Here is a 22,219-nt window from a genome sequence, read left to right on the forward strand (position 1 = left end):
CGTGTCGAGATCGAATCACCCGGCGTGGGCCGGGCGGGACGCAATATTGACAATCGGCAAGCACCTCTTCCAATCGGTCATACACCGATTTTCACCGCGGCGCGGTCATCCTAGAATCGCTTGGAGATCAACGAGAACGGAAGCACGGCCGCACGGGGCGTTCGCGGCGGACCATGCAAAACGCCCGCGATTTGCGTCGCAGGCGCCGTGTCGAAACTGCAACAGCTCGGGTGCGTTCAGCTCTCGACGACGTCGAGGTAATCCTCCGGCCGCGTGCGGTCCTCCGCATGCGCCATGCCCATCGCGCGCACCAGCACGCTGACCACCACCGACACCACGAGGTTCACGACCAGCGACCACACGGCCGCATAGCCGGGGATCGCGAGGCCGAACAGGTGGATCGTGAAGATCGAGCTCGCAAGCTTCAGCGACACCGCCATCCACGTGCCGCACACGATGCCTGCCGCCCAGCCGGCCAGCAGGCCGCGGTGGTCGAGCAGCCGCGTGTACAGGCCGAGCACGATCGCGGGCAGCGTCTGGATGATCCAGATTCCGCCGAGCAGCTGCAGCTGGATCGCATAGGTCAGCGGCAGCCCGAGGATGAACGCCACCGCGCCGACCTTCACGATCAGCGACACGAGCTTCGCGACGTGCGTCTCCTGGTCGTGCGTCATGTTGCGGTTCACGAACTCGCGGTGGATGTTGCGCGTGTACAGGTTCGCGGCCGCGATCGACATGATCGCCGCCGGCACCAGCGCGCCGATGCCGATCGCCGCGAACGCGACGCCGACGAACCACGACGGGAAATACTCGAGGAACAGCGCGGGCACCGCGAAGTTCGGGCCGAACGCCTTGAAGTACGGCGCGTACTGCGGCATGTCCTTCACGCCCGCGGCGAGCGCCATGTAGCCGAGCAGCGCGAGCAGGCCGAGCACGAACGAGTACGCGGGCAGCATCGCCATGTTGCGGCGGATCGAGTTGCCCGACGCCGACGACAGGATCGCCGTAACCGAGTGCGGATACAGGAACAGCGCGAGCGCGGAACCGAGCGCGAGTGTCGCGTAAGCGCTGTAGCCGTTCAGGCTCGCCGCGTCGGGCGCCTTCAGCAGCAGCTTCGCCGGCGGCACCGACGCGAAGATATGGCCGAAGCCGCCGAGCTTCGCAGGGATCACGATGACCGCCGCGGCAATCGTGATGTAGATCAGGATGTCCTTCACGATCGCGATCATCGCGGGCGCGCGCAGCCCCGACGTGTACGTGTAGGCGGCGAGAATCGCGAACGCGATGATGAGCGGCAGATCGCCGATGAAGCCGGTCGTGTCGAAACCGAGCGCGCCGATCACGACTTCGATGCCGACGAGCTGAAGCGCGATGTACGGCATCGTCGCGAGGATGCCCGTCACCGCGATCGCGAGCGCGAGCATCCGGCTGCCGTAGCGCGCGTTGACGAAGTCGGCGGCCGTCACGTAACCGTGCCGCTTCGCGATGCTCCACAGCTTCGGAAACACGACGAACGCGAACGGGTAGATCAGGATCGTGTACGGCAACGCGAAGAAGCCCATCGCGCCGGCGCCGAACACGAGCGCGGGCACCGCGACGAACGTATAGGCCGTGTAGAGGTCGCCGCCGAGCAGGAACCACGTGACGATCGTGCCGAAGCGGCGTCCGCCGAGGCCCCATTCGTCGAGGTGGGCGAGATCGCCGCGCCGCCAGTTCGCGGCCAGGAAGCCGATGATCGTGACGCCGATGAAGAGCAGGACGAAGACGAAGGTTGCGCCGAGGTTCATCGCGCACCTCCTTGCGGGCCGCTCGCCTTCCACGCGTTCTTGGTCTTGAAATACACGAACGCGGTGATCACCGCGCTAATGAACACCCACAGCAACTGGTACCAGTAGAAAAACGGAAAACCCAACCATTGCGGTTCGATCTTGCTGTACGACGGCACCCAGACCATCGCGATCAGCGGCAGCACCAGCAGCCAGAGCCAGCGCTTGGCGGCCCGATTGGCGTCGGCATCGTGAGCCATGACGTCTCCTCATCTTTCCCGGTTATCGATCTTGTCAAGCGGGTACGGCGGCGAGAGGAGGGGCAAAACGGGTAAGCTGCGGCTCCCCTGGCTTCGCGCCAGTATAGGAGCCGCGAGCGAGCGGTCAAGCAGGGGCGAACCCGAGGTGATCCGCCCCCAGTCAGGCTGGTTGCACCGGCATGCGACCGGTGCATGAGCGTCAGATCGCGAACGAGGATTCGCGTGCGCCGATCGTTTCTTTCAAAGCTTTCACCCACTTGCGCGCGGGCAGCTTCAGCGTGTCCTCGATCAGCTTCGCGCGGGCCTCCAGCTGCGCGAACGACACGTCGAGCGCGGGGCCCGAGAACGCGATCGCGATCCGGTTGCCGTCGTGCACTTCCGGCAGCGCGATCACGCGATGGTCGAACGCCGCGTTCAGATGCTTCATGTTGCGCACGAAGCTCGGATGGTCGCCGAACAGGTTGATCGTCGCGATGCCCGCGTCGGCGAGGCAGCCGCGCACCGCGCGGTAGAACGCGACGCTGTCGAGCACCGGACCGCGCGCGGTCGCGTCGTACAGGTCGATCTGCAGCGCGCCCGTCGTGCCGCGGTTGGCCGGATCGTTCACGAAATCCCATGCGTCGGCTTCATGCACGACGAGGCGTGCGTCATCGGGCGGCAGCGCGAACATCGTGCGCGCCGCGACGATCACGGCCGGGTTCAGTTCGACGGCCTCGACCTTCGCGTGCGGCAGGAAGCGGTGCGAGAACTTGGTCAGCGCGCCGGTGCCGAGCCCGAGCTGGACGATCCGCTCGGGCGTTTCGAGGAACAGCAGCCACGCCATCATCTGCTGCGCGTATTCGAGCTCGATGTGCAGCGGCTTCGAGATCCGCATCGCACCCTGCACCCATTCGGTACCGAAGTGCAGGAAGCGCACGCCGCGCTCTTCGGAGAACGTGACGGGCGCGAAGCGCGGCTTGCGCGGCGCCTCGAGGACGGGCACGTCGTCGTGTTCGTCGATCTCCGGACGGCGTTTCACGCGCGCCGGCTGGAGTTTGTCGGAGCCGTTGTAGGCGGCCGGCTTGCGTTGCTTGAACGCGCGCGCCTCGGCGGACGCGCGCTTGATCAGTCGGGTCATGATTGAATCTCGCTGGGTGACGCTGGATGAGCGGACGAGAGGATAGCATTGGTGGGGGATGGCGGCCGTGCCGCCCACCCTGCCCTGCGTGACTTCGAAGCCGGTTGGCGCTACGCTGCGCTCGGTGATCGAAGGAGAACGCATGAACCCGAACGGCAAAAGGATCTGGTTTCCGGCGAAGCGCTACGGATGGGGATGGGGGTTGCCGATTGCCTGGCAAGGCTGGGTCGTACTGCTGCTGTTCGCGATCGGGATCATCGCGAGCGCGTGGCTGGTGCCGCCGCACCGGTCGCCGATCGCATACGCTGCATGCATCGCGGTGTTGGTCGCGCTGTTGACCGCCGTTTGCTGGATCAAGGGCGAAAAGCCCAGGTGGAGATGGGGCAAGGACGACTGAGCGCCGCGGCGACGGCCGCGCGCGATCCGGATCGATGTCAGGCGAGAATCGCCCGCCACTGCACCAGCTTCTGCTCGAACGACAGCATCGCATTCGCCGGACTCGACGACGGCAGCACCAGCGTGTCGTACCCGGCCTGGCCGATCACGTCGGCAAACCGCCCTGCCGTCTTGCCGTTGAAACACACTTTCTTCAGCAACGGCGCATGCGCGCGCAACGACGCGAAGTCGTTCGGCTTCGCATTCCGGATCGCAGAATCGAGACTGCCTTGCCGGTGGCAGGCGTCGAGGACGTCCCAGATGCCGATGCCGTGCGAAAGCACGCGCTCGAGCCGCGCGTCGTACGCAAGCTCGTGCAGCCCCGGCTCGCCGAGCACCGCCCCGAGCAACCGCCAGAACTGGTTGCGCGGATGCGCGTAGTACTGCGCGGCATCGAGCGACGCCTCGCCCGGAAAGCTGCCGAGAATCATCGTGTGCGTATGCGGCCCGACGACCGGCGGAAAGCCCTGCAGCATCACGCCGCTCCGCGCGGCCCGGCGGATCGCGGCCCGTCGCCGTGCGCATCGAGATGGCGCCACAGCGCGGGCAGCATGCATTCGGTGACCATCAACGGCTTGCCGTGCCGCTGGAACACCGAGCGCCGCGCGGCGAACGCATGTGGCGCCCGCGCGCCCTGCAACGCATGGCTCGCGAGCGCATACAGCGGATGACCGGCGATCACGCGCCGGCTGACGAGCGTGGAGCGCTCCACCTGCGGATCGCTGTACAGCAGCTCCGCGAGCGGCCGCGTGCGCAACCGCCGCATTGCCTGCCAGACACCCTTGCTGGCCGCGAGCGGCGCGATGCTGTGCGCGGCGACGTACGGCATGCCGTCGACCGACAGGATCACCTCGCGCACCCACATCGGCGCGCGCGGCGCACTGTCGAGCGCGTCCGGTTCGTCGAACCACGGACAGTCGACGGCCTCGCGCGTCACGCGCACGCTCACGCTGCCGAGGCGCGCCAGATGCGCGGTCAGCGAACCGCCGCGCGTCAGCCAGTCGCGCTGATCGAGCGTGCAGCCGGGCCGGGGCGTTTCGCGCCAGCCCGCCCGTGCGCCGTCGAATCGCATCCGCGCGTTCACGCGGTGCGCGACAGCAGCAGCGCGTTGGTCCGCTTCACGAAGCTCGCCGGATCGTCGAGCATCCCGCCTTCGGCCAGCAACGCCTGGTCGAACAGCAGGTGGCACCAGTCGCCGAAATTGGCGCTGTCGGCGTTCAGCTGCTTCACGAGCGCGTGCTCCGGGTTGATCTCGAGGATCGGCTGCATCGCCGGCGCGTTCTGGCCGGCCGCCTTCAGCATCCGCTGCAGGTAGCCGCTCATGTCGTTGTCGTCCGCGACGAGGCACGACGGCGAATCGGTCAGGCGGAACGTGACGCGCACTTCCTTCACCTTGTCGCCGAGCGCTTCCTTCATCTTCTCGACGACCGGCTTGATCGCCTCGCCCGCCTGCTCCTGCGCCTTCTTTTCCTCGTCGTTCAGCTCGCCGAGGTCGAGATCGCCGCGGGCCACGCTCGCGAGCGGCTTGCCGTCGAATTCATGCAGGAACGACAGCATCCATTCGTCGACGCGATCGGTCAGCAACAGCACCTCGACGCCCTTCTTGCGGAACACTTCCAGGTGCGGGCTGTTCTTCGCGGCCTGCCACGTATCGGCGGTCACGTAGTAGATCTTGCTCTGCTCGGGCTTCATGCGCGACACGTAGTCGGCGAGCGACACGTCCTGCGCGTCGGTGTCGCCGTGCGTCGATGCGAAGCGCAGCAGCTTCGCGATCCGCTCGCGGTTCGCGTGATCCTCGCCCAGACCTTCCTTCAGCACCTGGCCGAACGCGCTCCAGAACGTCTTGTACTTTTCCTTGCCGGCGTCCTCTTCCGCGTTCGCGAGTTCCTCGAGCATCGACAGCGCGCGCTTGGTCACGCCTTCGCGGATCGCCTTCACGTCGCGGCTTTCCTGCAGGATTTCACGCGACACGTTCAGCGGCAGGTCGGCCGAATCGACGACGCCCTTCACGAAGCGCAGGTATTGCGGCAGCAGCTGCTCGGCGTCGTCCATGATGAACACGCGCTTCACGTACAGCTTCAGGCCGCCGCGGTAATCGCGGTTCCAGAGGTCGAACGGCGCGTGCGCCGGCACGAACAGCAGCTGCGTGTATTCGCTGCGGCCCTCGACGCGGTTGTGCGTCCACGTGAGCGGATCCTGGTGATCGTGCGCGATGTGCTGGTAGAACTGCGTGTACTGCTCGTCGCTGACGTCGCTCTTCGAACGCGTCCAGAGCGCGCTCGCCTGGTTGACGGTTTCGTCCTCGTCCTTCAGGACCATCTCGCCCTTTTCCTGATCCCACTCTTCCTTCTGCATCAGGATCGGCAGCGCGATGTGGTCGGAGTACTTCTGGATGATCGACTTCAGGCGGTGCGACGACAGCAGCTCGTCCTCGCCTTCGCGCAGATGCAGCGTGATCGTCGTGCCGCGCTGCGCGCGCTCGATCGCGTCGATTGTGAAATCGCCCTCGCCCGCGCTTTCCCAGCGCACGGCTTCGTTCGCCGGCAGGCCGGCGCGGCGCGTCTCGACGGTGATCCTGTCCGCGACGATGAAGCCCGAGTAGAAGCCCACGCCGAACTGGCCGATCAGCGCCGCGTCCTTCTGCTGGTCGCCGGACAGCTTCGTGAAGAATTCCTTGGTGCCCGAACGCGCGATCGTGCCGAGGTTCGCGATCGCCTCGTCGCGGCTCATGCCGATGCCGTTGTCCTCGATCGTGATCGTGCGTGCGGCCTTGTCGAAGCCGATGCGGATGCGCAGATTCGGATCGTTCTCGTACAGCGCGTTGTCCGCGAGCGCTTCGAAACGCAGCTTGTCGGCCGCGTCGGACGCGTTCGACACCAGTTCGCGCAGGAAGATTTCCTTGTTGCTGTAGAGCGAATGAATCATCAGGTGGAGGAGTTGCTTGACCTCTGCCTGAAAGCTCATCGTTTCGTGTGCCATGGATGCTGTTTCCTCTTACATGAATGGTGTTAACCCCGGGCACCCGGCGCACGATGCCGGGGCCGACCGGTTGTTGCCGCCATCTGGGGGCGGCCGGCTGGATTTCAAGGGCTCGGCCGTGTGCTTCGGTGCCTTGTCCGGATGCACGTGTGGGTCGAGTCGCGAATTAGCGCTTTTACCGCGCGAATTTCGGACCGATCCAATGTTCGCGCCGCTTTCAATTCGCTGAAATACCGTATCGCTACCCGAATTGAGAACGAAATGATTCCATGCAGCTTTGAGCTTAATGATCAACCCATCAGCCACTTCCAGATTCGCGGCCTTGAACTGCCGGCATTCTCAGGACTTCCCCCTTACGTCAACGCTCGAACGGCTGCCTGCGTTGCAGAACGCGGACCGATTCCGCCCGGAGAATATTACGTTGTCGACCGACGATCAGGGGGCAGGCTCGGATGGCTGCATGATCGTGTCGGCGGAAAATCGGAATGGTTCGCACTATATGCGGCCGATGGCTCGATTGACGACGCCACACTGTGCGACGACGTGCAACGAGGCCAGTTCCGCCTGCATCCGCGCGGCCTTCGCGGAATCAGCCGTGGATGCATCGTGATCGACAGTCAAAGCGACTTCCGGCGTTTGCGGGAGCTCCTGGTCAACAACGGCCTGCATCCCATACCCGGAAGCATGCTGCGCGCATACGGAATGGTGGCAGTGTGGTGAAGCGGCTACTCCGCATCTGCACGGTCATTGCATGGATTTCGTTTGCATCGCTTGCACTGACCTATTGGTGGATTCGTCATCCCGACCTTGTCCCTGCCCCGCCGCTAGCGCTCTCGCTGTGGCTGGACCGCCTGTTCTCCGCGCACGATTGCGAGTCTTCAGCGAATTTCGATATCTACTACGCACTTGTCGTGTCCGCGGTGGTAGTAAGCCTTCTTACGTTCATCTGCTGCCGGATCTTCGGACGGTTCAATCGATCCCGTATCGAATGACCTCTTGGGCGCCGCGTCCCGGGCGGCGGGATGATGAAGCGCGGCACGCCGCCGTCACGACGCGCGCCGCGCCGCCGCTTCGATATAGCGCGCGAGAAACCCCGGCAGTGCCGGATCGCCGCAGTTCGCGACGTTGAAGCGCGTCCATGTCGACGACGACTGCTGCGGCGAGAACAGGCTTCCCGGAGTCAGCAGGAACCCTTCCTCGTGCGCGGCGGCCGCGAGCGCGTCCGAATCGACGCCCGTGTCGGCCCACAGGAACATCCCCGCCGCCGGCATCGTGAAGAGCCGCAGCCCGGTACGCTCGAGCATCCGCGCGGTCTTGTCGCGCACGCCGTCGAGCCGCGCGCGCAGCCGCTCGACGTGTCGCCGGTAATGCCCTTCGGTCAGGATCTTGTACAACACGCGCTCGTTGAGCTCCGGCGTCGTCATCCCGACCAGCATCTTCTGGTCGGTGACCGCCTTCGCGATCTCCGGCGCGCAGGCGACATAGCCGACCCGCAAATTCGCCGCGAGCGTCTTCGAATAGCTGCCCAGGTAGATCACGCGCTTCAGCTGGTCGAGACTCGCGAGTCGCGTGGCCGGATAGCTCGGTGGGCACAGGTCGCCGTACACGTCGTCCTCGACCACGAGGAAGTCGTACGCTTCGGCAAGCTTCAGGATCCGGAACGCCTGCGCGGCGGACAGCGACGTGCCGGTCGGATTCTGCAGCACCGAATTGATCACGAGCATCTTGGGCCGCCACATCTGCACGAGCGTTTCCAGCGCGTCGAGATCGGGGCCGTCGGGCGTATAGGGCATCCCGACCAGTTGCGCGCCCTGCGACGCGAAGCGGCCGAACATCTGGAACCACGCGGGATCGCCGACGATCACCGCATCGCCGGGCCGCACGTAGATCCGCGAGATCAGGTCGATCGCCTGCGTGATGCCCGACACCAGCACGAGCTGCTCGGGCTTCGCGCCGATCTCGACTTCCGCGAGCCGCGTCTGCAATTGCTGGCGCAGCGGCAGGAAGCCCTGCGCGGTGCCGAAACCGAGCATCTGCGCGCCGGACTGGCGCCCGAGCGCGCGCAGCGCGCCGGTGATCAGCTCGCCGTCGAGCCAGCGGCCCGGCAGGTAGCCGAGACCCGGCCCTTTTTCCGGGCTGACGGTATGCAGCATATTGCGCAGCAGCCAGACGACATCGATCGTGTTGTGCACGGGCGCGGCCTCGGCCACGCGCGCCACGTTGTCGGCCGGCTGCGGGCCGGTGGCCGTGCGCTCGCGCACGTAGAAGCCCGAGCCGCGTCGCGAGTCGAGATAGCCCTGCGCGACGAGCCGTTCGTACGCTTCCACCACGGTAAAGCGCGACACGCTCTTGTCGAGCGCGAGCTTGCGGATCGACGGCATGCGCATGCCGGGCCGGAACACGCGTTCGTCGATGCGGCGCCGCGCCCACTGGACGAGCTGGTCGACGAGCGTGAGCGTGGCCGTATCGTGCGGCGCGGGAATCTGGGCGAGGGGGACGGTGGACATGAGCGGCGACTCCAACTGTACCGAAGGCTATCGCGCCGATTGTACCGTTACTGTGCCGGTGCCGACGATTACAGTTGACCGGAATGGCGATCGTGCGGCTGCCGTCGCGGCCTTGCCGCACGCGGCGCCGCACCGCCGGGCCCGTATCGCGGCCCGGGCACCGGCCGGTTCCGCAACCGCCCGGCGCATCGCCCGCCTACCATGACACTTTCGCTTCCCGACCGACGTTCATGCCAGCCCGCTCCCTGACCCTCGACCATCTCGTGATCGCCGCGCGCACGCTCGACGAAGGCGTGCGCCATGTCGCCGCGTCGCTCGGCATCGAACCGGCCGGCGGCGGCCGCCATCCGCTGATGCGCACCCATAACGCGCTGTTCGGCGCGTGGGGCGGGCTGTACCTCGAAGTGATCGCGATCGATCCCGATGCGCCCGCCACGAGCGACGACGCCACGCCGCCGCGCGCGCGGCTGTTCGGCCTCGACGATCCGGCGATGCATGCCAGGCTCGCGCAGGGCCCGTTCCTCGCGCATTGGGTCGCACGCGTCGACCGCCCGCGCCAGCTCGCGATGTGGCAACGCCAGTACCCGGCGCGCATCGCGCCGGTCGTCGCGATGCGGCGCGGCGACCTGAGCTGGGGTCTCACGGTGCCCGACGACGGCGCGTTCCCCGCTTGGCAAGGCGCCGGCGACGGCCTCGTGCCATCGCTGATCCAGTGGGACAGCCCGCGCCATCCGGCCGAATCGCTGCCGAACGACGGCGTCGCCCTGAAGGCGCTCAAGGGCGTCCACCCGCGTGCAGACGTCATCCGCGAGCAGCTCGACTGGCTCGGCGCGGGCCATCTGCTCGACCTCGACATCGGCGACGCCCCGCCGGCGCTCGTCGCCGAATTCGACACGCCGCAAGGCGCACGCACGCTGCGCTGAACGCCGCTGCCGCCCCTCGATTACACGAAACCCGCAATACGGAGACACCCATTTCATGAATTCGCGCGAAACCCGGGGCATGCTGCTCGGCCTCATCGGCGTGATGATCTTCAGCCTGACGCTGCCGATGACGCGTATCGTCGTCTCCGAACTCAACCCGCTGCTGAACGGGCTCGGCCGCGCGCTCGCCGCGTCGGTGCCGGCCGGCCTGCTGCTGTGGTGGCGCCGCGAACGGCTGCCGACCCGCGCGCAACTGAAAAGCCTCGCGGTCGTGTCGGCCGGCGTGATCATCGCGTATCCGGTGTTCTCCGCCTGGGCGATGAAAACCGTGCCGGCCTCGCACGGCGCGGTCGTCAACGGGCTGCAGCCGCTGTTCGTTGCACTGTACGCGGCGCGGCTGTCGCACGAGCGGCCGTCGAAGGCGTTCTGGGCCAGCGCGCTGGCGGGCAGCGCGCTCGTGATCGCGTTCGCGCTGCGCGACGGCGGCGGCACGGTGCAGGCCGGCGACGCGCTGATGCTCGTCGCGGTCGGCATCGGCGCGCTCGGCTATGCGGAAGGCGCGCGCCTCGCGCGCCAGATCGGCGGCTGGCAGGTGATCTGCTGGGCGCTCGTCGTGTCCGCACCGTTCCTGGTGCTGCCGGTCGGCTGGCTCGCGTGGACGCAGCACGTCGCGCACCCTGCCCCGCTCGCGTTGCGCACGTGGCTCGCATTCGGCTACGTGACCCTTTTTTCGCAATTCATCGGCTTTTTCGCGTGGTACGCCGGGCTCGCCATGGGCGGCATCGCGCGCGTCGGCCAGGTGCAGCTGCTGCAGATCTTCTTCACGATCGCCTTTTCCGCGCTGCTGTTCGGCGAGACGGTGACGCCGTCGACGTGGCTGTTCGCGGCCGCCGTGATCGCGACCGTGATGCTCGGCCGGCGCTCGGCGGTGGCCACGGCCCCGCGTCCCGCTCGCGCCGGTTGATGAGGTGCGCCATAATGTTCGTTTTGCCTGAACGGTTGTGCCCACCCGGCCGCGACGGCCCGGTCGCGCTCCCGCACGCCCACCCGGCCGCGTCGACGCGATCAGCCCGATCGACCTTTCTTGACTGACCACGATATCCGAACGAGGAGACTATGAATCCGAGCGACCTGCATCCGCCGCACTGGCAGCTTTCCGAACGCGCCCGCAAGCTGACGAGCTCTGCGATCCGCGAGATCCTGAAGGTCACGGAACGCCCCGAGGTCATCTCGTTCGCAGGCGGCCTGCCCGCTCCCGCGACGTTCCCGGCCGAACGCATGCGCGCCGCGGCCGACCGCGTGCTGCGCGATGCGCCCGCCGCCGCACTCCAGTACAGCGCGACCGAAGGCTACCTGCCGCTGCGCGAATGGATCGCCGAGCGCTACAGCGTGCGCGTGTCGCAGGTGCTGATCACGACCGGCTCGCAGCAGGCGCTCGACCTGCTCGGCAAGGCGCTGATCGATCCGGACAGCCCGATCCTCGTCGAAACCCCGACCTACCTCGGCGCGCTGCAGTCGTTCTCGCTGTACGAGCCGCGCTACGTGCAGGTGCCGACCGACGAACTGGGCCTGCTGCCCGAGGGCCTCACGCCCGACCTGACGCAAGGCGCGCGCCTGCTGTACGCGCAGCCGAACTTCCAGAATCCGACCGGCCGCCGCCTGCCCGTCGAGCGGCGCCGCGCGCTCGCCGCGTTCGCGCAGTCGAGCCCGTTCCCGGTGCTGGAAGACGACCCGTACGGCGCGCTGAACTATCAGGGCGAGCCGCTGCCGACGATGCTGTCGATGGCGCCCGACCATATCGTGCACCTCGGCACGTTCTCGAAGGTGCTCGCGCCGGGCCTGCGGATCGGCTACATCATTGCCCCCGAGGAACTCCACTTCAAGCTCGTGCAGGCCAAGCAGGCCACCGACCTGCACACGCCGACGCTCACGCAGCGCATCGCGCACGAAGTGATCAAGGACGGCTTCCTCGACGAGCACATCCCGACGATCCGCCAGCTGTACGGCGCGCAATGCGAAGCGATGCTCGCATCGCTCGCGCGCCACATGCCGGAAGGCGTCACGTGGAATCGCCCGGACGGCGGCATGTTCATCTGGGTGAACCTGCCCGCGCAGATCGACAGCATGAAGCTGCTCGAAGCCGCGGTCGCCAACCACGTCGCCTTCGTGCCGGGCGCGCCGTTCTTCGCGAACGACCCGCAGCAGAACACGCTGCGCCTGTCGTTCGTGACGGTGCCGCCGGAGAAGATCGAGGAAGGCGTCGCGCGTCTCGGCAAGCTGCTGCGCGAGCGTCTCTGATCCCCTTTTTCCTGTCACGACTCTCAACGAGGAATCGAACACATGGCTAACGTCTACGACAAACTGAAGTCGCTCGGCATCGAACTCCCGACCGCCGGCGCACCGGCCGCCGCCTACGTGATGAGCGCGCAAAGCGGCAACACGGTCTACCTGTCGGGCCACATCGCGAAGAAGGACGGCAAGGTCTGGGCCGGCAAGCTCGGCGCGGATCTGCAGACGGAAGACGGCAAGGCGGCCGCCCGCTCGATCGCGATCGACCTGCTCGCGACGCTGCACGCGCACACCGGCGACCTGAACAAGGTCACGCGCATCGTGAAGCTGATGAGCCTCGTCAACTCGACGCTCGACTTCACCGAACAGCACGTCGTGACGAACGGTGCGTCGGAACTGATCGCCGAAGTGTTCGGCGACGCAGGCAAGCATGCGCGTTCGGCGTTCGGCGTCGCGCAGATTCCGCTCGGCGCGTGCGTCGAGATCGAACTGATCGCCGAAGTCGCGTAACGGGCGCATCGAGATGACCGGTCGTCTCGTCCGCTTCAAGCAGGTCGACGTCTTCACGTCGGTGCCGTTCAAGGGCAACCCGCTCGCCGTCGTGTTCGACGCCGATTCGCTCGGCGACGACGCCATGCTCGAGATCGCCCGCTGGACGAACCTGTCGGAAACGACGTTCGTCTGCACGCCGACCGATCCGGACGCCGACTATCGCGTACGGATCTTCACGACGGCCGGTGAACTGCCGTTCGCCGGCCACCCGACGCTCGGCACCGCGCATGCGTTCCTGGAAAGCGGCGCGCGGCCGCGCACGCCGGGCCGGCTGATCCAGCAGTGCGGGGTCGGCCGGGTGGCGCTGCGCGAGCAGGCCGGCGGCTGGGCGTTCGCCGCGCCGCCGGCCCGCGTCACGCCGCTCGACCGTTCGGACTACGCGGCGCTGGCTGCCGCGTTGCGCAGCGACGCGATCGACCTGGAAGCCGAGCCGTGCGCGGTGGACAACGGCGCGCCGTGGCTGGTCGTGCGGCTGACGTCGGCCGACGCGTGCATCGGTCTGTCGCCGGATCCGGCCGCGCTGGAGGCGCTCACGCGCCGCTACGGCATGGACGGCCTCGCGGTCTACGCGCCGCACGCCGAAGGCGGCCCCGCGACGTTCGAAATCCGCTGCCTGATGACGGGCGGCAACTTCGGCTTCGGCGAGGACCCGGTCACCGGCAGCGCAAACGCCGCGCTGGCCGGGCTGCTGACGCGGCAGGAACGCCGTCCCGGCCAGTCGTATACGGCCCGCCAGGGTACGGCGATCGGCCGCGACGGCCGCATCTCCGTCAGCTATGACGAAGATGGCACCACGTGGATCGGCGGCCACGTCGTCACGGTCGTCGACGGCACCTTCCGGTCGCCCGTGTAACATTTCGCGATGTGCGCCGGCGCCGGCCCGCCCGGCGCCCCTACGATTCGCCCAACTATCGCAAAAGCGTTCCAGCCAGTAATATCGGGCCTAATCCGTTGTTTCGGAGGTCTGTCCATGGTTGCGTGTCCCGCGAACGAACAGACGTCGGGACAACCCGAACCATAGCCAGCCATCCTGACGGATGACGCACGCGAGCAGGACGCCGCCCTCTCAGATGAGCTCCGCCCGGTCAAACCACACGCCGCCGACCCGGCCGCTGCGCGCGCCGCGCAAGTCGCGCCGGCGCGCGCTGTTCGCGATCCCGCTGCTCGGGATGCTGGCGCTCGCGCTGCTGTGGGCGGTGATCGTCGCGCGGCTGTCGGTCGAAAAGGACAGCGCATACAAGGAAGCGGCGGCTTCCGCGGCGATCCTGTCGTCCGCGCTCGAACAGCACACGGTCAAGGCCATCCATCAGGTCGACCAGATCACCCGCTTCGTCAAGTTCGAATTCGAGAAATCGCCCGCGCACTTCAACCTCGCGAGCGCGGTCGAAAAAGGCGTCGTGCCGAGCGACACGCTGATCCAGGTTTCGCTCGTCAACGCGAAGGGCGTCCTGTTCGCGAACACGGCCGAACTCCATCCGAAGCCGATCAACCTGGCCGACCGCGAGCACTTCAAGGTCCACCTCGCGCACAACGACGATCGCCTGTACATCAGCAAGCCCGTGCTCGGCCGCGTGTCGAGCCACTGGACGCTGCAGATGACGCGGCGCCTGAACAATCCGGACGGCAGCTTCGCGGGCATCGTCGTGGTGTCGGAAGACCCGAGCTACTTCACGAACGACTTCTACAACAACGCGGCGATCGGCAAGGAAGGCGTGATCGCCGTGGTGTCCGACACGGGCACCGTCCTCGCGCGGCGAACCGGCTCGCTCAACAACGCGCCCGGTGCGTTCTCCGCGTCGGGCGTCTATCCGATCGCCGAGCGCGTGACGGGCACGATCATCGACCCGATCGACGGCGTGACGCGCATCGTGTCGTACCGCCACCTCGACGGCTATCCGCTCGCGGTGATGGTCGGGCTGTCGCAGTCTGAGGAATTCGCGGACTACTACCACACGCGCAACGTCTATCTGCTGATGACGAGCTTCATCACGCTCGCGATGCTCGCATTCTTCGGCGTCGCGACGGGGTTGATCGGCAAACTGCTCGGCCGCGAGCGCGAGATGACCCAGCTCGCCGAATACGACCTCCTCACCGGCCTCGCGAACCGCTACGCGACGCTGCGCGGGCTGCGCAACGACGTGTCGATGCCGGCCAGCCTGTCGAGGCTCGGCCTGCTGTTCATCGACCTCGACAACTTCAAGACCGTCAACGACACGCTCGGCCACAACGCCGGCGACATCGTGCTGCAGATGACCGCGTCGCGGCTGTCGGATGCCGTCGGCGACGAAGGGTCGCTCGCGCGGATCGGCGGCGACGAGTTCGTCGTCGTGATGAAGGGCGACGACGTCGAACGGCGCGCGGTGCGGCTCGCGGAAGCGATCATCCGGATGTTCGCCGAGCCGTTCGACGTGCGCGGCAGTTCGTTCGTGCTGCACGCGAGCATCGGCATCGCGCTGCACACCGTCGCGAACGAAAGCGAGATCGACCTGCTGAAGAAGGCCGACCTCGCGATGTACAGCGCGAAGGACGCGGGCAAGAACTGCTACCAGTTCTACGCGCCGCACCTGTCGCATCGCGCGGACCACCTGATGCGCTGGGAACAGCAATTGCGCGTCGCGCTCGCCGAGGGGCAACTGTTCCTCGCCTACCAGCCGAAGATCGACCTGACGCACCGCACGATCACCGGCTTCGAGGCGCTCGCGCGCTGGGATCACCCCGAGCACGGCATCATCTCCGCGAACGAATTCATTTCGATTGCCGAGTCGACGGGCCTGATCGTGCCGATCGGCGACTTCGTGATCCGCACCGCGTGCGAACAGATCGCGCGCTGGCGCGACGACGGCCACGACACGCTGACGCTCGCGGTCAACATCTCGCCGGTGCAGTTCTGGCGCGGCGACCTGATCGAGACGATTTCGCAGGCGCTGCAGGACACCGGCATCGAGGCGAACCGGCTCGAAATCGAGATCACCGAGACCGCGATGATGGAATATCCGGAGCTCGTGTCCGAGAAGATCGTCGCGTTGAAGAAGCTCGGCATCCGGATCGCGCTCGACGATTTCGGCACCGGCTATTCGTCGCTGTCGTACCTGCACCGCTTCTCCGTCGATACGCTGAAGGTCGACCGCTCGTTCGTGCAGGCGATCCCGAACGATCGCAGCGTGTGCGTGATGGTGTCGTCGATCGTGCATCTCGCGCGCTCGCTCGGCCTGACGGTGGTCGTCGAAGGCACCGAAACCGAGGAGCAGATCGCGTGGCTGTCCGCGCTCGGCGAGATCGAGGCGCAGGGCTTCCTGTTCTCCCGCCCCGTGCCGGCCGACGCGATCCCGGCGCTGATCGCGCGCTTCGGCGTGCGCGGCGACCGGCCGAGTGTCCTCGCGCACCGCGCAACCGGCAGCACGGGCGCCTGAGCCCGCGGCCCGCGCGGCCATGTTGCGCAGCACACCGATTATTTCGGTTTCCGATCCGGTTGTTTAGTTCATTAACTAGCGTTTTCGCGCATGGCAGTGTCACGATGCGCGGCGGACAATCGGGAGGGCCATCGTGTCGGCGGGCCGCCGGCACGTTTCCACGCGCGAGACCAGGCCCAGCGCCAACAGCACCGTCATGACAACCATCGAAGTCGAAGCGGCCGAACGTGTCGAACAGACACAGGCATCCCTATGGGCCTTGTTCAAGGTCGTGGCCGGCATTTCCGCCGTGTCGTGGGGCGGGCTTTCGATGATGGCGCAGCTCGAACGCCACTACGTCGACCGGTTGCAGCGCATCGAGCCGCACGTGTTCGCCGATCTCGTCGCCCTTGCATGGCTCGTGCCAGGCCCCGTCGGCTGCAATGTCGCGGTGCAGGTCGGCCAGACGCTGCACGGCCGCATCGGCGCATGGATCGCCGGCATCGCGAGCGTGCTGCCGTTCTCCGTGCTGATGACGCTGTTCGCGATCTTCTATCGCACGCCGATCGTGCGCTCGCTCGCCGCGCCGATGCTGATCAATCACTTCGGGATGGTGCTCGCCGCGCTGATCGGCGTCACGTGGGTCAAGCAGTTGCGCACGCTCGCGAGCACGCGGCTCGAACGAGCGATCGCCGCGCTCTCGACGATTCTGCTCGCTTTCGCGCATAGTCCGGCCGCTTTCGTCGGGATTCTCTTCGCTGCGTTCGCAGCCGGCTGGCTGACCGGGCCGCCGCAACACGACGCGGTCGACTTCACGCTGTCCAAACGCGACCGCAACCTGCTCGTGCTGCTCGCCGTGCTCGTCGCGCTGTTCGCGCTGCCGCTGCCCGGCGACTACCAGGAGACGCTGCTGTGGCCCCGGCTCGCCGGCGCGGGCATGACGCTGTTCGGCGGCGGCTTCTCCGCGCTGCCCGTGCTCAAGACGCTGTTCGTGTCGCCGGCCACCGGCATCTCCGATCACGACTTCACGCTCGCGTTCGCGCTGTCGCCGGTGTCGCCCGGCCCGCTGCTGAACGTCGTGCCGTTTCTCGGCTACCTGACCGACGGCTGGACCGGCGCGCTGCTCGCGACCGCCGCGCTGTTCATTCCGTCGGGGTGTCTCGTCGTGTTCGCGCAGAACCATCTCTTCCGGCTCAAGCGCCACTCGCGCTTCGAGCACGGGATGCGCCTGCTGCGCGCGGCGACGACGGGTTTTCTCGTCGTCGCCGTCGTGAGGATCCTGCACCGCGAACCGGCCGATCCCGTCTACTGGCTCACGGGCGCCTTCGCGACGCTGTGCTTCGCGCGCTTCAAGGTGCCCGTGTACGCCGTCTACGGTGCGGTCGCGATCGTATGCGGCGGATGGCTGTTGTGGGCCGCCATCGCGCACTGACGGCAGTCCCTCCCACCACCGCCGGACGATTGCCGCTCAGCTCGCCTGCACCGCGACGCGGCGCGCGACCCAGCGTGCACGCAGCGCGTCGTACGCGAGGTTGAAGCAGAACGTGTACGGCAGGAAGAACAGCACGATGCCGAGGTCGAGCAGCAGCGCCTCGACGAGGCTCACGTTCAGCCACCACGCCGCCACCGGCACCACCATCGCGACGAGGCCGAGCTCGAACACGACCGCGTGCGCGATCCGCATCCCGAGCGTGCGCGTGAGGCCGGCGCGGCGCTCGAAACGGTCGAACAGCGTGTTGAACGTCATGTTCCAGGCCATCGCGATCAGCGACACCATCACCGTCAGCACGCCGACGTGCGACACCGGCATGTCGAGCAGCCATGCGCCGATCGGCGCGCACAGCGCGATCGCCACCAGCTCGAACGTCAGCGCGTGAACGAGGCGTTCCGTCACCGTTTTGTTCATCTGTTTCATCGTTCCCTCCAATTCGGTTGTGCAGCAAATGTCGGCCATTTTGATCGGCGTACATGCATGAATCCAGTTTGATACCATCGGTTTTACAGATACAACGATGTGAGATCCACGCATGCGCCACGCCCCCGAAGCCCTGCTCGCCTTCGCCGAAGCCGCGCTGCTCGGCTCGTTCACGGCTGCCGCGCGCAAGCTCGGCAAGCGCCAGTCGACGGTGTCCGAAGCGATCGCGAACCTCGAGATCGATCTCGGCGTGCAGCTGTTCGACCGCTCGACGCGCACACCGACGCTGACCGATGCCGGACGCGCGCTGCTGCCGCAGGTGCAGCGCGCACTGGAAGCCGGCGCGGCGATCGACCGCATCGCCGCGCGGCTCGCGCAGGGAGAGGAAGCACGGCTGACGCTCGTCGTGTCCGATACGTATCAATCGAAGCGTTACGAGGAAACCTTGATGGCGCTCGAGCGGCGCTTTCCGACGCTGGAACTCGAGTGCCAGATTGCCGAACACGAGGACGTGCTCGACCTGATCCAGCAGGGCCGCGCACAGCTCGGGCTGATGGCCGCGCGCGCCGTCTACCCGCCCGATATCGGCGCGGCGACGGTGGCGGAGGAATCGGAGATCGGGCTGTTCGTCGGGCGCACGCACGCGCTGGCGGCCTGCGGCGACGCTGACGTGCCGCATTCGGCGCTGCGCGACGCGCGCGAGCTGCGCCTCAACACGTACGTGAAACCGGAGGATCGCGGCGCCGACGACCGGATCGTCATCGGCACGCAGCGCTGGCTCGCGCCGAGCTACCTGATGCTGCTGGAGATGGCGGTGCTGGGGTTCGGCTGGGCCGAGCTGCCGCGCTGGATGGTCGAGCACTTCGCGCGCGATCGCCTCTGCGAGCTGCGCTCGCGCGGCTGGCCGCGCCGCGTGCGGGTCGATGCGGTGTGGTCGCGCAACCGGCCGCTCGGCCCGGCCGGCGCGTGGCTGCTCGACGCGATGCTGGCCGCGTAGCGGCGCGCGGCATCGCGCCGGCGGCAGGCGCCGAACGGCGCCGCAAGGTCAGGTGTTCGCGATCAGAACCCGCGCGACAGCACGGCCGCGCCGATCGTCACGACGCCGAGCACGAGGTTGACGACGACGAGCAGGCGCACCGTGTTCACCGCGCGCGCGCCGTCCGGCCAGTTCTGCGCCTGCACCGCGCGGCGGATGCGCGGGAACAGCGCGAAGCGGATGTGGCCGAAGATCAGCATCATCACGACACCGAGCCCCGCCATCGCGTGCAGCGTCCACGTCGCGTGCGCGCCGCCGAATGCCGTGAGCAGGAAACCGCCGGACAGCAGGATCACGATCACCGAGCCCGACACCCAGTTGAAGAAACGGCCGAACACGCCCTCGATCAGCGGCAGTCGCAACTGCGGCGTCAGGTCGGACAGCGCCGGGCGCAGGCAGAAGTTCGCGAAGACCATCCCGCCCACCCACACGGCGACGGCCAGCAGATGAAGAAACAGCGCGACGGCAACGGCGTGGGACATGGCGGCAATCCTGGTATGAGTTGTGTGCAACGAACGGCCGCGTCATGCGCGGTCTCGAGCGACGTTCGACCGGCGCGCCGCCGCGCGGTTCAGACCCCTGGCGGAATTTCACAATATTTTGCAAGTTCCGCGTGACGGCGCCACTCGCGCTTACCTGAGTATGTCGCGCAAAAAAGAACCGGCCGCACACCCGCCGAAGCGGAGGTGCGGCCTTCGATGCCGATCGAACCGGCCAACGGATGCGGCGTCAGCCGAGCAGCGGACGCAGCTCGTTGACGACCTTGAGCTTCGTTTCCGGCGCGCGGCCCTTGCGTGCACGCTTGCCGACGTGCGGCGCGAGTCCCGCGTACGACAGCGTTTCGTCCTGCGCCTTGCCGCCGCGACCGGTGCCGATCAGCACCACGCCGGCCGGGTCGATCGCGAGCGCCTGCACGAGCGTTTCCTTGTCGTCGAGCGCCATCAGGATCACGCCGCGACCGCCGCCCGACAGCGTCTTCATCTCGTCCATCCCGAACACCAGCAGACGGCCGCCGCTCGACAGGCACGCAACCTGCGTCGCGTTCGGCAGCACGGGCATCGGCGCGAGCGGCACCGCGCCCGCATCGATGGTCATGAACGACTTGCCGGCCTTCACGCGGCTCACCATGTCGCCGACCTTCGCGAGGAAGCCGAAGCCGTTGCTCGACGCGAGCAGCAGTTGCTGGTCGGCCGGCGCCGCGTAGTAGTGCATCAGGTGCGAGCCCGACTCGAGCTCGATCAGCGACGTCACCGGCACGCCGTCGCCGCGCCCGCCCGGCAGCACCGACACGTCGACCGAGTACACGCGGCCGCTGCTGCCCCACGCGATCAGTCGATCGGGCGTGCGGCACTGGAACGCCGCATACAGGTGATCGCCTGCCTTGAACGAGAAGCCGGCCGGGTCGAGCCCGTGCCCCTTCAGCGCACGCACCCAGCCCTTCTGCGACACGACGACCGTCACCGGCTCGTCGACGACCTTCGCCTCGAACGTCGCGCGCTTTTCCTGCTGGATCAGCGTGCGGCGATCGTCGCCGTACTGCTTCGCATCGGCCTCGATCTCCTTGATCATCAGCCGCTTCATCGCGCTTTCGTTCGCGAGCAGTTCCTCGAGCTTCGCCTTCTCGTCGCGCAGCGCCTCGAGTTCCTTCTCGATCTTGATCTTCTCGAGCCGCGCAAGCTGACGCAGGCGGATTTCGAGGATGTCTTCGGCCTGGCGGTCGCTGAGACCGAACGCGCTCATCAGCGCGGCCTTCGGCTCATCCGACTCGCGGATGATGCGGATCACCTCGTCGATGTTCAGGAAGACGATCATCCGCCCTTCGAGGATGTGGATGCGGTCGTCGACCTTCGCGAGACGATGGCGGCAGCGGCGCGTCATCGTCAGCTGGCGGAACTTCACCCATTCGTCGAGGATCGTCAGCAGCCCCTTCTGGCCCGGCCGGCCGTCGGCGCCGATCATCACGAGGTTCAGTGTCGCGTTCGACTCGAGGCTCGTGTACGCGAGCAGCGTGTTCACGAATTCCGTCTGGTCGATCGTGCGCGACTTCGGCTCGAACACGAGCCGCACCGCCGCTTCCTTGCCCGACTCGTCGCGCACCGCGTCGAGCAGGTCGAGCATCGCCTTCTTGGTGTTGAGCTGCTCGGGCGTGAGCGTCTTCTTGCCGAGCTTGAGCTTCGGGTTGGTGAGTTCCTCGATTTCCTCGAGCACCTTCTGGCCCGACGTGTTCGGCGGCAACTCGGTGACGACCAGCTGCCACTGGCCGCGCGCGAGATCCTCGATCTTCCAGCGCGCGCGCACCTTCAGGCTGCCGCGGCCGGTTTCATAGGCCGCCGCGATTTCGGTGTCGCTCGAGATGATCTGGCCGCCGCCCGGGAAGTCCGGGCCGGGGATCAGGTTCATCAGCTCCGCATGCGTGAGCTTCGGATTGCGGATCAACGCGACCGCCGCCGCCGCGACCTCGCGCAGGTTGTGCGACGGAATCTCGGTCGCGAGACCGACCGCGATGCCCGACGCGCCGTTCAGCAGCACGAACGGCATGCGGCTCGGCAGCGTCTTCGGTTCCTCGAACGAGCCGTCGTAGTTCGGCATGAAGTCGACCGTGCCCTGGTCGATCTCGTCGAGCAGCAGCTTCGAGATCGGCGTGAGCCGAGCTTCGGTGTATCGCATCGCCGCCGCGCCGTCGCCGTCGCGCGAGCCGAAGTTGCCCTGCCCGTCGATCAGCGGATAGCGCAGCGAGAAATCCTGCGCGAGACGCACGAGCGCGTCGTATGCCGACTGGTCGCCGTGCGGGTGGTATTTACCGAGCACGTCGCCGACCACGCGCGCCGACTTCACCGGCTTCGCGTCCGGGCCGAGGCCCATTTCGTTCATCGCGAACAGGATCCGGCGCTGCACCGGCTTCTGGCCGTCGCACACGTCGGGCAGCGCGCGGCTCTTCACGACGCTGACCGCGTAGCTGAGGTACGCCTGCTCCGCGTAGTTGCCGAGCGTCAGCGCATCGGCGTCCGGTGCGTCGGATCCGGCGAAGAGATCGGAAGTATTGTCGTCCAT

At 67.1% G+C, this 22,219-nt stretch carries 20 protein-coding genes; 10 read left to right on the forward strand and 10 right to left on the reverse strand.

What is annotated here, in order from left to right; translation table 11 throughout:
* Positions 1-236: 236 nt before the first annotated feature.
* The 3 genes from mctP to WS46_RS04550 form a co-directional block, all read right to left on the reverse strand.
* Entirely contained in the window at positions 237-1,787 is a 1,551-nt protein-coding gene (gene mctP, locus WS46_RS04540; protein ID WP_059689426.1) for a monocarboxylate uptake permease MctP, read from the reverse strand.
* On the reverse strand, positions 1,784-2,026 hold the full coding sequence (locus WS46_RS04545) for a DUF3311 domain-containing protein (RefSeq protein WP_011352801.1): 243 nt from the start codon (positions 2,024-2,026) through the stop codon (positions 1,784-1,786). Before WS46_RS04545 ends, mctP begins: the two co-directional genes overlap by 4 nt.
* A gap of 199 nt (positions 2,027-2,225) precedes the next feature.
* Positions 2,226-3,143, reverse strand: coding sequence for a hypothetical protein (locus WS46_RS04550; protein ID WP_059689427.1), 918 nt, complete (start codon positions 3,141-3,143; stop codon positions 2,226-2,228).
* Positions 3,144-3,285: 142 nt separating this feature from the next.
* On the opposite strand from WS46_RS04550, the gene WS46_RS04555 reads away from it, so the two are divergent.
* Complete coding sequence (locus WS46_RS04555) at positions 3,286-3,540, forward strand: hypothetical protein (RefSeq protein ID WP_059689428.1); 255 nt, start codon at positions 3,286-3,288, stop codon at positions 3,538-3,540.
* 37 nt (positions 3,541-3,577) lie between these two features.
* On the opposite strand, the gene WS46_RS04560 is transcribed toward WS46_RS04555, so the two are convergent.
* The 3 genes from WS46_RS04560 to htpG are packed head-to-tail and all read right to left on the reverse strand — an operon-like array spanning position 3,578 to position 6,557.
* The gene (locus tag WS46_RS04560) at positions 3,578-4,054 is read right to left on the reverse strand and encodes a DNA-deoxyinosine glycosylase (protein ID WP_059689429.1); all 477 of its coding nucleotides are present in this window, start codon (positions 4,052-4,054) and stop codon (positions 3,578-3,580) included.
* Entirely contained in the window at positions 4,054-4,650 is a 597-nt protein-coding gene (locus WS46_RS04565) for a chorismate lyase (protein ID WP_059689448.1), read from the reverse strand. The genes WS46_RS04560 and WS46_RS04565 overlap by 1 nt, the downstream gene beginning before the upstream one ends.
* A gap of 8 nt (positions 4,651-4,658) precedes the next feature.
* On the reverse strand, positions 4,659-6,557 hold the full coding sequence (gene htpG, locus WS46_RS04570; RefSeq protein WP_059689430.1) for a molecular chaperone HtpG: 1,899 nt from the start codon (positions 6,555-6,557) through the stop codon (positions 4,659-4,661).
* Positions 6,558-6,698: 141 nt separating this feature from the next.
* Here htpG and WS46_RS33435 point away from each other — a divergent pair, with 141 nt between their 5' ends.
* Complete coding sequence (locus WS46_RS33435; protein ID WP_306453738.1) at positions 6,699-7,277, forward strand: DUF2778 domain-containing protein; 579 nt, start codon at positions 6,699-6,701, stop codon at positions 7,275-7,277.
* A gap of 326 nt (positions 7,278-7,603) precedes the next feature.
* Here WS46_RS33435 and WS46_RS04575 read toward each other — a convergent pair whose 3' ends face one another.
* Positions 7,604-9,064 (reverse strand): PLP-dependent aminotransferase family protein, encoded by a 1,461-nt coding sequence (locus WS46_RS04575; protein ID WP_059689449.1) that lies wholly within the window; start codon positions 9,062-9,064, stop codon positions 7,604-7,606.
* A 230-nt stretch (positions 9,065-9,294) separates the two neighbouring features.
* Here WS46_RS04575 and WS46_RS04580 point away from each other — a divergent pair, with 230 nt between their 5' ends.
* The 7 genes from WS46_RS04580 to WS46_RS04610 all read left to right on the forward strand — a co-directional run bounded on the left by WS46_RS04580 (position 9,295) and on the right by WS46_RS04610 (position 17,649).
* Positions 9,295-9,987: a VOC family protein gene (locus WS46_RS04580; RefSeq protein ID WP_059689431.1), complete on the forward strand. Its 693-nt coding sequence runs from the start codon at positions 9,295-9,297 to the stop codon at positions 9,985-9,987.
* A gap of 55 nt (positions 9,988-10,042) precedes the next feature.
* Positions 10,043-10,951: a DMT family transporter gene (locus WS46_RS04585; protein WP_059689432.1), complete on the forward strand. Its 909-nt coding sequence runs from the start codon at positions 10,043-10,045 to the stop codon at positions 10,949-10,951.
* 152 nt (positions 10,952-11,103) lie between these two features.
* Positions 11,104-12,285 carry a PLP-dependent aminotransferase family protein gene (locus WS46_RS04590; protein WP_059600352.1) on the forward strand — a complete coding sequence of 394 codons (1,182 nt, stop codon included), beginning with the start codon at positions 11,104-11,106 and terminating at the stop codon, positions 12,283-12,285.
* A 42-nt stretch (positions 12,286-12,327) separates the two neighbouring features.
* Entirely contained in the window at positions 12,328-12,786 is a 459-nt protein-coding gene (locus WS46_RS04595) for a RidA family protein (RefSeq protein WP_006478174.1), read from the forward strand.
* Between the two features lie 13 nt (positions 12,787-12,799).
* A complete protein-coding gene (locus tag WS46_RS04600; RefSeq protein WP_059689433.1) occupies positions 12,800-13,681 on the forward strand; it encodes a PhzF family phenazine biosynthesis protein in 882 nt (293 codons plus the stop codon).
* A 217-nt stretch (positions 13,682-13,898) separates the two neighbouring features.
* Positions 13,899-16,238: an EAL domain-containing protein gene (locus WS46_RS04605; RefSeq protein ID WP_059527386.1), complete on the forward strand. Its 2,340-nt coding sequence runs from the start codon at positions 13,899-13,901 to the stop codon at positions 16,236-16,238.
* Positions 16,239-16,434: 196 nt separating this feature from the next.
* Entirely contained in the window at positions 16,435-17,649 is a 1,215-nt protein-coding gene (locus tag WS46_RS04610; RefSeq protein WP_059527389.1) for a chromate transporter, read from the forward strand.
* Between the two features lie 36 nt (positions 17,650-17,685).
* Here WS46_RS04610 and WS46_RS04615 read toward each other — a convergent pair whose 3' ends face one another.
* Entirely contained in the window at positions 17,686-18,132 is a 447-nt protein-coding gene (locus WS46_RS04615) for a multidrug/biocide efflux PACE transporter (RefSeq protein ID WP_059527391.1), read from the reverse strand.
* Between the two features lie 112 nt (positions 18,133-18,244).
* Between WS46_RS04615 and WS46_RS04620 the strand changes: the two genes are divergently transcribed.
* Positions 18,245-19,129, forward strand: coding sequence for a LysR family transcriptional regulator (locus WS46_RS04620; RefSeq protein WP_059689434.1), 885 nt, complete (start codon positions 18,245-18,247; stop codon positions 19,127-19,129).
* Positions 19,130-19,191: 62 nt separating this feature from the next.
* Here WS46_RS04620 and WS46_RS04625 read toward each other — a convergent pair whose 3' ends face one another.
* Both WS46_RS04625 and parC read right to left on the reverse strand, forming a co-directional pair.
* Positions 19,192-19,650: a CopD family protein gene (locus tag WS46_RS04625; protein ID WP_059448642.1), complete on the reverse strand. Its 459-nt coding sequence runs from the start codon at positions 19,648-19,650 to the stop codon at positions 19,192-19,194.
* Positions 19,651-19,897: 247 nt separating this feature from the next.
* Positions 19,898-22,219 carry a DNA topoisomerase IV subunit A gene (gene parC, locus WS46_RS04630; protein WP_059527396.1) on the reverse strand — a complete coding sequence of 774 codons (2,322 nt, stop codon included), beginning with the start codon at positions 22,217-22,219 and terminating at the stop codon, positions 19,898-19,900.

The organism is Burkholderia sp. RF4-BP95, assembly GCF_001521985.1.
GTDB lineage: Bacteria > Pseudomonadota > Gammaproteobacteria > Burkholderiales > Burkholderiaceae > Burkholderia > Burkholderia diffusa.

Coding starts and splice junctions, on each gene's coding strand:
- WS46_RS04560 (WP_059689429.1), bottom strand. CDS start 4,054: ATGCTGCAGGGCTTTCCGCCGGTCGTCGGGCCGCATACGCACACGATG.
- WS46_RS04605 (WP_059527386.1), top strand. CDS start 13,899: ATGAGCTCCGCCCGGTCAAACCACACGCCGCCGACCCGGCCGCTGCGC.
- WS46_RS04565 (WP_059689448.1), bottom strand. CDS start 4,650: ATGCGATTCGACGGCGCACGGGCGGGCTGGCGCGAAACGCCCCGGCCC.
- WS46_RS04580 (WP_059689431.1), top strand. CDS start 9,295: ATGCCAGCCCGCTCCCTGACCCTCGACCATCTCGTGATCGCCGCGCGC.
- WS46_RS04595 (WP_006478174.1), top strand. CDS start 12,328: ATGGCTAACGTCTACGACAAACTGAAGTCGCTCGGCATCGAACTCCCG.
- WS46_RS04590 (WP_059600352.1), top strand. CDS start 11,104: ATGAATCCGAGCGACCTGCATCCGCCGCACTGGCAGCTTTCCGAACGC.
- htpG (WP_059689430.1), bottom strand. CDS start 6,557: ATGGCACACGAAACGATGAGCTTTCAGGCAGAGGTCAAGCAACTCCTC.
- parC (WP_059527396.1), bottom strand. CDS start 22,219: ATGGACGACAATACTTCCGATCTCTTCGCCGGATCCGACGCACCGGAC.
- WS46_RS04550 (WP_059689427.1), bottom strand. CDS start 3,143: ATGACCCGACTGATCAAGCGCGCGTCCGCCGAGGCGCGCGCGTTCAAG.
- WS46_RS04545 (WP_011352801.1), bottom strand. CDS start 2,026: ATGGCTCACGATGCCGACGCCAATCGGGCCGCCAAGCGCTGGCTCTGG.
- mctP (WP_059689426.1), bottom strand. CDS start 1,787: ATGAACCTCGGCGCAACCTTCGTCTTCGTCCTGCTCTTCATCGGCGTC.
- WS46_RS04555 (WP_059689428.1), top strand. CDS start 3,286: ATGAACCCGAACGGCAAAAGGATCTGGTTTCCGGCGAAGCGCTACGGA.
- WS46_RS04625 (WP_059448642.1), bottom strand. CDS start 19,650: ATGTCCCACGCCGTTGCCGTCGCGCTGTTTCTTCATCTGCTGGCCGTC.
- WS46_RS04600 (WP_059689433.1), top strand. CDS start 12,800: ATGACCGGTCGTCTCGTCCGCTTCAAGCAGGTCGACGTCTTCACGTCG.
- WS46_RS33435 (WP_306453738.1), top strand. CDS start 6,699: ATGCACGTGTGGGTCGAGTCGCGAATTAGCGCTTTTACCGCGCGAATT.
- WS46_RS04620 (WP_059689434.1), top strand. CDS start 18,245: ATGCGCCACGCCCCCGAAGCCCTGCTCGCCTTCGCCGAAGCCGCGCTG.
- WS46_RS04610 (WP_059527389.1), top strand. CDS start 16,435: ATGACAACCATCGAAGTCGAAGCGGCCGAACGTGTCGAACAGACACAG.
- WS46_RS04575 (WP_059689449.1), bottom strand. CDS start 9,064: ATGTCCACCGTCCCCCTCGCCCAGATTCCCGCGCCGCACGATACGGCC.
- WS46_RS04615 (WP_059527391.1), bottom strand. CDS start 18,132: ATGAAACAGATGAACAAAACGGTGACGGAACGCCTCGTTCACGCGCTG.
- WS46_RS04585 (WP_059689432.1), top strand. CDS start 10,043: ATGAATTCGCGCGAAACCCGGGGCATGCTGCTCGGCCTCATCGGCGTG.